We start from the raw sequence: 11,786 nt of genomic DNA on the forward strand, positions 1-11,786 counted from the left end.
CGAAATCGACGTGCGGTCGGGTTCATCCCAGAGCCAGGAACAGGGGAGTTTCGGCATCTCTGGCGCAACCCGGGTGTCAACGGTCACCGTGACCGCCAAGCCGGTGGCGGACAGTTCAGCGGCAACCTCAGAGACTTGTTCCTGACCGCCCTGGAAATCCAGAATCAGCGGACCGAACTCCAGGTGTAGATGCAGGTTTACGTGGGTTGTCATCGGTTGCCGCCCAGGCCGGGGAGAAACGCGGTCGTGATTCCGGGCGTGGAGTGACGTGGCCATCTCCCCTCGGGGTCGAGCGTCCATACATCGACGTAGTCGAGAACAACGTTCATCCATCCCGTGATGTGCAGCACCGAAGGAACCAGCAGCGCCGTTATCCCCGACAGTTCGAAGGTGGCGAACAGAGCGGCGAATTCGGCATCGGAGTCGGTGGCCAGCCGCCCGCGCAACTCGAATCCGAGGCGCTCAGCCAGGCCGCCGATGCGATTGGTTTCGTCGGACTCAAGTCGTTCGGACTTGTCTGTGCGAAGCAGCGCGTACGCCCAAGGTCGCCGCCCACAGGTAGCGCCGGTCATCGCGTCGCCTCGACCTGAGCATGGGGTTCAAGTGCCGACACCGTCTGGACGTCGACCGCACGGAAGTCGAGAATCGCTTTGCCGACGGCTTCGCACGGGGGGAGTCCCAGGATGCTGGCCAGGACCGCCAGCACACTGACCGCTTCGGCCAGCTGAATCGCTGCCACCGCCTGTTCCGTGGTGATGGTGCGGCCGGGTAGCCATGAAACCACCCATCCGCCCTGTCCAACCGAGCGGGCGCGATGCTCGGTCTGATCGCTTGTAATCAGTGACTCGATCACCTGAATGGTCATTGCTCGCCGCTCCCTCCAGAAGCCTGACAGGCACGTTTTCCGTGATGGTTGTCACGCCGTGAACCCATGGTGCCCCGCAAACCTATAAAACGCAATGTATGCATTTTCCTAATTGGCGCACGCGTAGCTTGTTTTTACTGCACCGATCGAAGACACTGTGCCCTGTGAGCCAATCGCCGCCTCAGCGCATCGCTGGCATCCATCTCCGTCGGCTGGCAACCGAGCTGCTCGAGTTGAGGGAAGCCGCAGGACTTACCCGTCAGCAGGTCCAGGCGGCTACCAAGATCAACGAAGCCACCCTGTTCCGGATCGAGGAGGCACAGACCCGACCTCAGCAACGGACCCTGCTGGCGCTGATGGATCTGTATCAAGCCGATGAAGGTAAACGGGGCCTGCTGAATCGCCTGTTCAAGGACTCAGCTAAACGCGGCCTGTTGCTGCCGTATCACGCGGATCTGCCTGAGCCCTACAACATCTACATCAGCCTCGAAGACGAAGCCGAGCAGCTTCGGGCATTCGAACCACTGGTCATCCCTGGCCTGCTGCAGACCGAGGACTATGCGCGGGCACTGATCGCCGAAATCTCCCCCGATCTCAGTGCCGACACCATCGAGAGCCAGGTCCGCTCCCGACTCGACAGGCAGCAGCGCCTCAACGGTGCGCGAGCGCTGAAGTCGTGGGTCATCATCGATGAACCTGCGCTACACCGCATCGTGGGCTCTCCAGAGATCACCCGCGCACAGCAGCGGCGACTGATCGAGATCGCGGCGCTTCCGCATGTGACGCTGCAGGTGATCCCGTACGACTCGGGCGGGCATCCCGGCCTTCGGGGCTCGTTCGCACTACTGGAATTCGCTGGCGCCGATGGGCCTGAGGTCGTCTACCTCGACACCATGGCCGGCCAGATCTTCGTCGAGGACCGCCGTCAGATCCGCAGCTACATGGATCAGTTCTCCAGACTGGCCGCGGTAGCCCTCAGTCCAACGAAGTCGGCGAAGCTGGTCACCCGTCTGATAGAGCCGCAGCCCTGATGTGAAAGGTAACCTGTCCTGTATGAGCACCAACCCGGACTTCGGCACCGCGCAGTGGCGAAAAAGCGCACTCAGCCAGGATGGAAGCGCCTGCGTTGAGGTCGCCTTCGTTGGTGCCGTAGTCGCCTTGCGGGACAGCAAGTACCGCCGCGACCCGCAAAATCGAATCGACGAACAGCCGGTGATCTGCCTCCCGGCAGACCAGTGGCAGACCTTCCTTGCCGCGGTTACAGAAGGAAGTTTTTCTCCGGCAGAAGTTCGTATCCAGCTCCATGACGACGGCAGCGCAACCGTTTCGGACCAGTTCGGCGTTCAGCTCAGCTACACGGTCGAGGAATGGAACGCATTCATCGCGGCGATCAAGTCGAACGGCTTCGTCGCGGTCTGAGAACGAGATCCGCTGCTGGGTAACCCCGGGGTAGGTGAGCCCTGAGCCGCCCGACGATGGCAACGGCGGCACTGGTTAGCAATAGGGAATACTCGTGAAATCGGCTGCAGTCGAGGTGAATTGGTTCCCAGTCTGCTGCATCAAGGGGTGCGGAGTCCCGCGCGGTGTCCGTTCGGCTCCAGGTACGAGGGGTTGAACCACACTCGTTCGGTTTGGCCTATCACGATCTCACTGTGATGGCACGGCCCGCCACCCGGACCACGGCCTCGGTCCGAGTTTCCCTCGGAGGCAGGCGATTCGATGATTGGCCTGTTCTCTGTCAGCAGGGATGGTGACGGCGGTTTGCGCTGCCATGGTGGTCATCCGGAATTCGCGGAGGTCGCGCAGGAGTTCGTATCCCGTCCAGGTGGTGACGTCGTGTCCGTAGACGTCGCAGAAGGATTGGTACTCGTCCGCGCTGATCTGGCTAAGCGTCTTGAATTTGATCGCAGTGTGGACGGTGTCCCACTCCGGCGGTCCGATGGACGTACGCTCCAAATCAAGCAGGACGATGTCACCAGCATCGGTGGCGACAACGTTCCCGACCCACGCGTCGCCGTGCACCACGCACCAAGGCAGCCCAGGCGGTAGCTGTGTCCACCGTTCTCTCAGCTGGGCCAGGTGTTCACGCATCCAAGCCCGGTCGTCCGCAGAGATGGTGGTCGCGCCGTCGATTCGCTTGTCGAGACGGACGAATGGGTCCAGGGTGCCAAGGTCGAGGTCCACCGGCGGAGGCAAAGAGTGCAGCTTCCGCAGCGCCACAGCCACCTCAGTGGGGGTGCCATGCCTGTGTGGGGGGAGCTCGGTCCAGAACGTCACCGCCTGCTCTTCGACGACGACCGGCTGCTCGATATCCGGAACGGCGCACACCGCTGGCATCCCCACGGACTCGAGCCAGCGAGCGACTTCCACCTCTCGCAGCGCCGCAGCCTGCTGGCCCGGACGAGCCACCCGGGCCACGATCCCGCCGGGAAGCCTATAGATGACGTTCTCACTGCGATGAAGGATGACTGCACCATCGGAGTCGACGCCTGCGCGGGCGCACGCAGTACGCAGGATTGCCTCGGGCGAATCGGTAAAGGTCTCGGGCGTCATACGGTGACGAGTCCTTCGATGCGGTCGGTCAGATCGGCCACTGCGGGCTGGTGCGTGTGGAATTTCGCGAGCCGGTGAAGATCCCTCAGATCGTCTTCGGCGCGACGACTGCTCAAGTGTTTGGCGTCCTTGAGCGCATGATCCGCGACGGCCGCTGCTTCCTGGGGGTCACCGACAGCCATGACCAGCGAGGACAGTTTGATTCCCGAAATGGCTCGCGACCGCCGGAATGCGTCGGTGTGGCCGTTGACTGCAGCGGAAAGGCGGTTCCGTGCTTCGCTGGCGAACTGGCCGGCGATGGCGAGGTCATAGAGAGCGTGGCCGGTGTCGCCGGAGTGCTGGGCCAGGTCGTAGTACTTCATCCATGCGGGGTCGTTGGCCGGGTTCGTGTGGGCAAATTCTTCATCGGCTCGGCCGATTTCGGTGAGGGTGTCCTGCACGCGGCCGAGCTTTGCCAACGCACGTGCTTTGGTCGTGTGCAGCATCGCTCGTTCGGTGGCGGTCAGCCGGTCGGACCTGACGAATGCCTTCTCAACCGATATCAGTCCCTCGTCCGCATCGCCGCACCAGATCGATTGCCGCGCCATCGACGAGAGCACTTTCGCGCGGAGGTTCCAGTCTCCGCACTTCTCCGCACAGCCCAGAGCCAGCGCGAACCATGTGTTCGCGTCGTTGTGCTCATACCGGTCAAAGGCCATGAATCCGGCTGTGTGGCTGAGAAATCCGACCGCCGACTGAAGTTCTGCCTTATCGCTGGGCGTGGCGTTGGCGTCGAGGAGTCGCACCGCGTACCGCAGCTGCGCGAGTACCGCCTCCCTGACGAGCCCGCGGCCTTCAGCGGCATCCCATGAACTGATCTGTTTGGCGGCTGCCCGAAGATCTTCGATCTCCTCTTGCCCGACGGTGGTCGGGATGGGTGTCGATCCGAGGGTGCCGATCAGGTCCAGCAGCGCTCGTGGGGCGAGGGTGACCACTGCCGCGGTTCGAAGAAATGCCTGGCGGTCCACGTCGTCGAGAGTATCGGCGTTTCGCTTCGGCAGCTTGAACCACAGAAGATCGCCGGGGATCTTGAGGGTCTCGGCCCAGTGCCGGAGCTTGCTCAGCTGTTCCGGCGCGGTCCCGCTCTCGAGCCTGCTGAGCTGCCCCTGGGTGAGCGACAGCCATCCGGCGACCATCTCCTGTGCGAGCGGACGGCCGTGGAATGGGTGCGTGCGGTAGGCATAGAGGACACGGCCCATGTGCCAGGTGGACAGCGCGTCGTGCATCTGGTCACTCAGCCAGAAGTCCATGGGTAGATCCGGCGGCTCCAGCATGCGATACGCGCAAGCGCCGCACAGCGTTTCGTCGTTGTACTGGTTGAGCCCGGCACCGCATCGCGCGCAATAGCGCCGGGGCTGCGGCGTTCGCTTCATGCGACTACTCCGGCTTGATTTTGGGGCGTCGACCCCCTCGATCTCCCTGATCTGCGGAAGCTACCACGCTCCGGGCCGGGCGGGTATGCGTTCGATGCATATCGCCACCTCGGCTTCCGCCATGGTTTGACCTCCACATTCGCCGGACGCTTGGACGGTCCGAAATCGCGTAGAGGAAGGAGCAGGCCGTGGCACTTTTACTGGTAGTTCCGCTGTTCGGACCGCCGGCCGCAGGCAAGACCACGCTCACCATGGTGCTCGGCGGAGAGGATGGGAGGCGGGTCTTCCGTCTCCGAGAGCACGTACCGCACACCGTCCTGTCGGCAACCGCTGGCAGCAGTGAGCGATTGGGGTGGATCGACGACCCCACAGTTGAAGCGGCGCTCCGAGACTACTTCCAGGGCGTGTTCGGCGACCCCGAAGCGCACACCGTGCTGATGGACAACTTTCCCGGCTCGGCTGACCAAGTGGGCCAATTGCTCTCTGTGCTGGAGGAATTCGATCCGCCCTGCCGCGTCGAAGCTGTCGAGGTTCATACCGATGCACGCACGCTGAAGCAGCGGGCACAGAACCGGAAGGTCTGCCACCGCTGCGAGCGGGACCCCATCTCGGATCCAAGGCTGCCCGCAATCCCGAAGGCCGACGACATCTGGTCGTGCTCGCGATGCGATGGCGTGCTCCACCCGCGCCGAGGGGATTCGCCACGGCTGTCGCGGGCACGGCACCAGCGCTACCAGAACGCCGCCGTCGGCATCCGCACCGCCTTCGTCGAACGCGGTGTCGAGGTCACCAACCTGGACACCACCACGACGATCGAGGGTGCGGCGAATCTTCTTGCTCCCCTGCTCATTTCACGGAGTGCAGTTCAATGACATTCGTTTCACTTCCCACGCCCTCGGTCCGCGCCGACAGCTATGGCCACGCCCGGATGCCAAGGCGCATCAGCATGCCCGAACCAGAGCGCATTGACCCCATCAAGTACGGCCGGTTCCGCAACGTCTACCTCTACATCACCGAAGCCTGCCAATTGCGTTGCGAGCACTGCTACATGGGCGAACGCCTCGAACGGGCGATGAAGCTCGATCTGCCGCAAATCGTCGACTGGCTCCGGACGTGGCGGAAGCTGGGCGGAAGCAAGGTGACGATCCTTGGCGGCGAGCCCACCTTGCACCCGTACTTCGTCGACGCAATCCGTGCGGCGGGCAAGCTCGGCTACGAGGACGTCATCACCACGACGAATGCTCAGCTGCCGGCGGCCAAGAAGTTCCGGCAGATGGAGGCGGCGGACTTCGCATACGTCCAGGTGAGCCTCGATGGCGGCAGCAAGACCACCCACGATGCCGTGCGCGGACCCAATACCTTCGACACCGCGATGGCCACGACGACCGAGCTAACCGAGCGCGGGTTCGACACACGGATCATCTGCACGGTCAACAAGGCCAACGAGTCCGACGTGCTCCAGCTGCTCGACCTCGCCGACGACCTGAACGTCAGCCTGGTGAAATTCCACGTGTTCAGCACCATCGGTACCGGTCACGGAAATCCCGAGATGGCCATGACTCCGCCGGAGTGGGTTGCGTTCTGCGACAAGCTCAATCAGGTCGCGCCCGACTACAGGACTCGCGTCTGGTACCAACCCACCTACGTTCGCCGCGACCAGATTGAACGGCACGCGCGCGAGGGCTATGCAGGCTGCATCGGCCGGACACTGGACCGGATCTCGATCTTCCCCGATGGCCGTGCATATGTGTGCAGCTACCTGTTCGACACGAAGATGAACTACGCCCAGATGACCGACGGTCAGGTCCAGCTCAACCACGGCCCCAACGAATTCGAACTGTTCACAAGTGTGCTCACCGAGTCCAGCTGTGGTGGCTGCAAGGCCAGCGCCTGCATGGGCGGCTGCCCGGCCGAGGAACTCGTGATGGGCGCGTCATCATGCAGCGCTTACCCCGGCATCGTCCCGGTGTGCCGCCTGTGGAAATCCAGCGCCAAGCCAGAGGAGTGAAAACCCATGTACGACACGAACATCGCCGAAGGTCTGGATCTCGCCGCGACAGCCCTCTGCGGCATCGACTGGAACGACATCGACGAAGTAGAAAGGGCCGCATTCGAGTTCTTCGAAGTCATCGCCGCCGAGCGCGGAATCATTCGCGCCCGCCTCAACGACCTGCCCAACCGCCCCGACTTACTGGAGCTGTGCGAGCACTACGACATCCTCGACAAGCTCGTGCTGTTCAGCGACGACGCGTCCGGCGTCCGCATCCGCCTGCACCTGTTCTTGCCCGGGTACTACGACCGCCCGCACAACCACCGCTGGTCCTACGCCAGCCGCATCCTGCGCGGGCAATACCGGCATTACCTGTTCGGCAATGCCGAGATCGACGACCAACTCGACCCCACGAAACTGCCTGTGCTGCAAGCACGAGAAGAACCAGTCGGCGGCACCTATGCCCTGCACCACACGATGGTGCACGCTGTCGTCGCGCAGCCCGACACCGTGAGCCTGGTCGTCCGCGGGCCCGCAGTGAAAGATCGTTTCGTGGTCAGCGACCGCGACACCGGCGAAGCATGGTGGCAATACGGGGCTGGCACAGAATCCCCAACGGAGGCAGCGCAAAAGCGAATGACCCCGCCGAGGCTTCAGGAAGTTATCGCTCAGCTGAAAAGCTGGGAGCTCTTCTAGTTCGAGGAGGTTCGCGCCAGCGACGCGATCACCGACTCCAGCTCCAGCAGTGTTGGAAGCGGGGCGTTCTGGTGCCGAGTGCACCGGAGCGCCCCACTCGCTGCCCCGAGCCGCAGAGACTGCTCGATCGATACGCCCATTCGCTGCCCATAAATCAGGCCACCGGAGAAAGCCGCGCCAGCGCAGTGCGTATGGCGAACATTCACTCGAAAGGCTGGTGTCGTGACGACGCGCTCCCTGCTCGCGGCGCTGGCACCGAAAGCGCCGGCCGTCACGACCACCCACTTCGCACATGTCTCCGTCAGCAGTCGCCTGGTCACAGTCGGCACGCTGCTGCGAGATTCGTCGTCGACGTTGGTTTGGATGATCAGATTCCGGTATCCGATCAATTCGGTGCGCAATGCGTTCGACAGCGGCGAGCCGCCGAGATTGACCAGCAGCTCGGTGCCGCAGTCCCGCGCAGCTCTGACCACGCGGATCGCTCCGGCTTCGATGAGCTCATACGCATCGAGGTAGATCATCGACGCTGTGCTGATCGAGGAAAGGTCGCAATCGCGCAACTCGTCGGTGACGCCGGGTAGGTGCGCGAACCAGGTTCGCGTGTCGTTTCCGTCGGCGACCACGACGACCCTCGGGGTAGTGACATCGGTGCTGACTACAGCAGTTGTGGGCACGTCGTGCTGCTGTAGCCAGCGACCGACTCGCCCGCCCATGTCATCGTCGCCAATCCTGTTGGCTACCAGGAGAGTGGACACGCCCAACGCCGCTAGAACTGCAGCCGTCATAGGGCCGTCCGCAGCGATGGACTCCTCGGTGGTCAGGATTTCGGCTCCGTGGTTCCGAACGGGGAACTTCGGCACGCTCCACAGTTCGGCCGCCGCCAGGTAACTGACGCAAACCACCGGCCTGTCTTGCGTGGTCATGCGAGCTACCAGCCGAATACCGAGAACGGCTCGTCCGCAGCGATGTGACCCAGCGCGGTCCGGCAGTATCCGATCAGGTGTTCAGGCAGCGCATCGAGCGAAAACCACTCCAGCCCACTGCATTTGTCCGGCTCTCTGTTGACCGGTTCCTCGTCCCAATTATCGACGAGGAAGAAGAAGGCCATCCGCCCACCCGAAGAGGAGTTGTGCATGATGTGGGCGAAACGCACTTCCTCGGCCATGATACGGACACCAACTTCCTCGTCGGCTTCCCGGATTAGAGCCTCGACGACCGATTCGTTTGCCTCAAGGTGCCCGGACGGGAGATGCCACGCTCCGTCCTCGTACCCCGTGTTCTGGCGCTGCCCGAACAGCACCTGGTCATTGCGACGCAACAGTAGGTGCACATCGCCAGTCACCTTGTGACGCGGCGGCCTTGCGACCTGGCTCGGCTCGATTGCCGTGTCCACAACCACTCCCCTTTCGAAGGCTTCTCGTGCGCGTTGAGCTGGACTATCCGGAGGAACTGTGTCGAGCGCACCGAGCGTAGTGCCCTTTCGAGCGGCTGATTATGCGTCGGATACATACCCGGCGACGACGCCCCGGCATAGCTATCGGCATGGCACTTCACCGAGCAGACCGCGACTCGGGTCCGGAGCTGCGGGGATGATGGCGCGCACCGAATGTCCACATCTGGGCTGAACTCCCACCTCTGACCGAAGCTGTGTGGCGTTTCGGCTGCGTATGGCGTCACCGGGCACAGAAAATGCGGATGTCGCATTAGGGGGGTCAATTGGCAGCTAAAGCTGCGTCCGGATCCTCTGACGCCCCGGGAGCGCCCCATGAACGCAGACGAAGCGCCGACTCCTCGCCACACCCATCTCCACGGCACCAACCACGGTGAGGAGATGGCAAACGACAACTATTCACGTTGCTCGTATGACGCTTCCAATAACGACCGTGGCCACGTTGCGCGAATATCGAATTCTGGTACGCCATGGATATACGATCAGAAATTGAAAAATCATAGGCAGAACTGCCGGTTTTCCGGTCGCATCGTCAATATTCATGGACCTGAAGCAGATCGTTTGCGCGATGAACTTGCCGACATTATCCGTGAATTACTCGAATGGGCCGCCGGAGAGCGAGACGGTGGAGAATTCGTGGAGAATGGGGAGGCGGCAGCATGAACGAGGACGACATCACGGTCAATCCACCCCAGCCAGCCTTAATGCGTCGAACGCTGCCACCTGGTGCAGCACCGGCGTCGGGGCCTTCGGGGCTGTCGGACTACGCCGTTTCTCCGCTCGGTATGCCAGTCGCGCTGCTGCGGGACGAGGTCCGGGTAGCCTTCCTCGGCCGCACCTCCACCGAGGATCAGCAGGACCCGCGCCAATCGATACTTCGCCAGCTCGGCAACTCCAAGACCGCGATCCCCGAACCTTGGGTGATCGTCGCGCATTACTACGATGTCGAGTCCGGCCGGATGGAGTTGGAGGAACGCGGACACGGAACCAACTACGAGCGGTTCGACATCCCGATCGCCCGCGACGGTGGTATCGCCGATCTGCTCGAGGAATCCAAGCATCCCAATCGCAGGTTCGATGTCGTCATCTGCGAGTCCGTGTCCCGTGTCGCACGTCGCACGTATGAAGGTCTGTCGATCGAGCGGGAGCTGGAGAGGGTCGAGGTGCCGCTGTTCGCGGCCAACGAGCCGATCACGATCAGCGGAAGTCGCGCGCAACGGATCCTTCAGCGCCGCATCAACCAGTCGGTGGCCGAGTACGAAGTCCTCAACACCCTCGAGCAATCCTGGGGTGGGCTGTGCACCCATGTGCGCGAAGGCTGGAACATCGGCAAACCACCGTACGGGTACAAGGCAAAGTCATTCCGCCATCCCAATCCGACGAAAGCCGCTCGCGCACAAACTAAGTCGCGACTCGAACCCGATGGAGTCCGCGGTGAGACCGTGACCCAGATCGCGATGTGGCGCTACTACGAGGGCTTGGGCTACGACACCATCGCCGAACGACTCAACGCGGACCCGGCCAAATACCCACCCCCAGAACCGTGCATCCCAAGTCGGGCACGCCGCGCGTGGGGCAAGACCAGCGTGTACGAGATCTTGTCGAATCCGAAGTACACCGGATATCAGGTATTCAACCGCCGTGCGTCCCGCTCACGGCACGGCAAGGTGAACGATCCGATGAAGTGGGTATGGTCCACTGAACCCGCACATGAACCGCTGATCCCCAAGTGGATGTACGACGAACTGCTCGGCCGCCGCCAGGCCCGACGCGGATCCCGAGACGGTAGCGACAAGAACTCGCACCCGTTGACCATCCATAACTACGCCTTCCGAGGCCGACTTCATTGCGAATGCTCAAGGCGCATGAACGGAACCGAGCGCCGTGGGCATCTCTACTACCAATGCTGGCCGCGCGGGAACAACCGTGGCCGCCCCGACAAGTACGCCGGTCACCCCAAGACGATCTACATCCGTGAAGACGCCGTACTCGACGCAGTCTCGCAGTTCTACGCCGACCGCGTCTTCGGCCCGCTCCGCCACGAGCTGCTCACTGCGGATATCGAGGGGATCGACGACCGAGCCGCCAGACAACGACAAGCCGACCGCGAACGGCTCCAACGAACTGTGAACGACCTGGCCCGCCGCCAGAGCGCCGTTCTGCGCCAAGCACAAGACGGCGAACCCGACGACCCATTCACCAGGGCACTGCGCAACACCTACAACGAGCTTGAGACCGAGAAATCGGCAGCAGCCAGCGAGATTGCTCAACTTGAGGCGGCCGATCAAGCTGAGCCCGGCCGCCCCGCCGACACGGACGTCGCACTGCTGGATGCCCTGCCCTATCTCCGGCTCAACCTCAATAACGCGCCCGAGAGGTTGCTTCAGCGCCTGTTCGAGACCACCCAGCTCTCAATCCATCTACACGACAACGCCACCCGCGCCACCATCACCATCACCCTGCCCGCCGACCGTGTCCCCGCCATCGCCCACGCGGCCACGATTGTCGGGGACACCAACGCCACGACAACGGAAACGCCCGGTCAACGACCGGGCGCAACTGTTGTAGATGCTGTACGTGCCCCCGGTCGGGATCGAACCGACACTGTGCGGATTTTAAGTCCGCTGCCTCTGCCAATTGGGCTACGGGGGCGCCTCGGTCAGAGTACCGAGCCGTACGGTCGTGCTGGAATCACCTCGGGGGTGAATTCTGTAGGGGGTGGGCGGGGTGGGGGTGATGCGCAGAAAAATGGCGGGTTTGTTTTAAGGGGGTGTGATCTGCGTCTCTTTGATATCGGGGGGCTCTGGGCGTGGCGGTACG

At 62.7% G+C, this 11,786-nt stretch carries 13 protein-coding genes, 1 tRNA gene and 1 pseudogene; 7 read left to right on the plus strand and 8 right to left on the minus strand.

The features are described from left to right. Positions 1–209: 209 nt before the first annotated feature. Together ACYQ5L_RS33940 and ACYQ5L_RS33945 are read right to left on the minus strand one after the other, a co-directional pair. Entirely contained in the window at positions 210–572 is a 363-nt protein-coding gene (locus tag ACYQ5L_RS33940) for a hypothetical protein (protein ID WP_459962291.1), read from the minus strand. Continuing rightward, a complete protein-coding gene (locus ACYQ5L_RS33945) occupies positions 569–865 on the minus strand; it encodes a hypothetical protein (RefSeq protein WP_459962292.1) in 297 nt (98 codons plus the stop codon). Before ACYQ5L_RS33945 ends, ACYQ5L_RS33940 begins: the two co-directional genes overlap by 4 nt. Before the next feature lie 164 nt (positions 866–1,029). Between ACYQ5L_RS33945 and ACYQ5L_RS33950 the strand changes: the two genes are divergently transcribed. Then, positions 1,030–1,896, plus strand: a complete 867-nt coding sequence (locus ACYQ5L_RS33950) for a helix-turn-helix domain-containing protein (RefSeq protein ID WP_459962293.1) — start codon at positions 1,030–1,032, stop codon at positions 1,894–1,896. 22 nt (positions 1,897–1,918) lie between these two features. Continuing rightward, positions 1,919–2,284: a DUF397 domain-containing protein gene (locus ACYQ5L_RS33955; RefSeq protein WP_459962294.1), complete on the plus strand. Its 366-nt coding sequence runs from the start codon at positions 1,919–1,921 to the stop codon at positions 2,282–2,284. Positions 2,285–2,512: 228 nt separating this feature from the next. Here the strand turns inward: ACYQ5L_RS33955 and ACYQ5L_RS33960 are convergent, their stop codons facing one another. Both ACYQ5L_RS33960 and ACYQ5L_RS33965 read right to left on the minus strand, forming a co-directional pair. Continuing rightward, a complete protein-coding gene (locus ACYQ5L_RS33960; RefSeq protein WP_459962295.1) occupies positions 2,513–3,418 on the minus strand; it encodes a phosphotransferase in 906 nt (301 codons plus the stop codon). Further along, on the minus strand, positions 3,415–4,830 hold the full coding sequence (locus ACYQ5L_RS33965) for an NsdA family TPR-like regulatory protein (protein WP_459962296.1): 1,416 nt from the start codon (positions 4,828–4,830) through the stop codon (positions 3,415–3,417). The genes ACYQ5L_RS33960 and ACYQ5L_RS33965 overlap by 4 nt, the downstream gene beginning before the upstream one ends. A 188-nt stretch (positions 4,831–5,018) precedes the next feature. Here ACYQ5L_RS33965 and ACYQ5L_RS33970 point away from each other — a divergent pair, with 188 nt between their 5' ends. Genes ACYQ5L_RS33970 through ACYQ5L_RS33980 form a run of 3 tightly spaced genes read left to right on the plus strand, consistent with a single transcriptional unit; the run spans position 5,019 to position 7,516 of the window. Further along, positions 5,019–5,702 (plus strand): AAA family ATPase, encoded by a 684-nt coding sequence (locus tag ACYQ5L_RS33970; RefSeq protein ID WP_459962297.1) that lies wholly within the window; start codon positions 5,019–5,021, stop codon positions 5,700–5,702. Then, a complete protein-coding gene (locus tag ACYQ5L_RS33975; RefSeq protein ID WP_459962298.1) occupies positions 5,699–6,838 on the plus strand; it encodes a radical SAM protein in 1,140 nt (379 codons plus the stop codon). Before ACYQ5L_RS33970 ends, ACYQ5L_RS33975 begins: the two co-directional genes overlap by 4 nt. 6 nt (positions 6,839–6,844) lie before the next feature. Continuing rightward, a complete protein-coding gene (locus ACYQ5L_RS33980) occupies positions 6,845–7,516 on the plus strand; it encodes a hypothetical protein (protein ID WP_459962299.1) in 672 nt (223 codons plus the stop codon). Here ACYQ5L_RS33980 and ACYQ5L_RS33985 read toward each other — a convergent pair. Then, positions 7,513–8,439 carry a carbohydrate kinase family protein gene (locus tag ACYQ5L_RS33985; protein ID WP_459962300.1) on the minus strand — a complete coding sequence of 309 codons (927 nt, stop codon included), beginning with the start codon at positions 8,437–8,439 and terminating at the stop codon, positions 7,513–7,515. The genes ACYQ5L_RS33980 and ACYQ5L_RS33985 overlap by 4 nt on opposite strands. 5 nt (positions 8,440–8,444) lie before the next feature. Next, on the minus strand, positions 8,445–8,909 hold the full coding sequence (locus ACYQ5L_RS33990) for an NUDIX hydrolase (protein WP_459962301.1): 465 nt from the start codon (positions 8,907–8,909) through the stop codon (positions 8,445–8,447). Positions 8,910–9,281: 372 nt separating this feature from the next. Here ACYQ5L_RS33990 and ACYQ5L_RS33995 point away from each other — a divergent pair, with 372 nt between their 5' ends. Both ACYQ5L_RS33995 and ACYQ5L_RS34000 read left to right on the plus strand, forming a co-directional pair. Then, on the plus strand, positions 9,282–9,629 hold the full coding sequence (locus ACYQ5L_RS33995) for a hypothetical protein (protein ID WP_459962302.1): 348 nt from the start codon (positions 9,282–9,284) through the stop codon (positions 9,627–9,629). Positions 9,630–9,925: 296 nt separating this feature from the next. Next, positions 9,926–10,714 (plus strand): annotated as a pseudogene (locus ACYQ5L_RS34000) (recombinase family protein); the annotation flags it as partial. A gap of 108 nt (positions 10,715–10,822) precedes the next feature. Here the strand turns inward: ACYQ5L_RS34000 and ACYQ5L_RS34005 are convergent. Together ACYQ5L_RS34005 and ACYQ5L_RS34010 are read right to left on the minus strand one after the other, a co-directional pair. After that, positions 10,823–11,134, minus strand: coding sequence for a hypothetical protein (locus tag ACYQ5L_RS34005; RefSeq protein WP_459962303.1), 312 nt, complete (start codon positions 11,132–11,134; stop codon positions 10,823–10,825). 410 nt (positions 11,135–11,544) lie between these two features. Beyond that, positions 11,545–11,618 (minus strand) — tRNA-Leu (locus tag ACYQ5L_RS34010). Positions 11,619–11,786 lie beyond the last annotated feature (168 nt).

The sequence above is a fragment of the Nocardia sp. IFM 10818 genome (assembly GCF_054655275.1).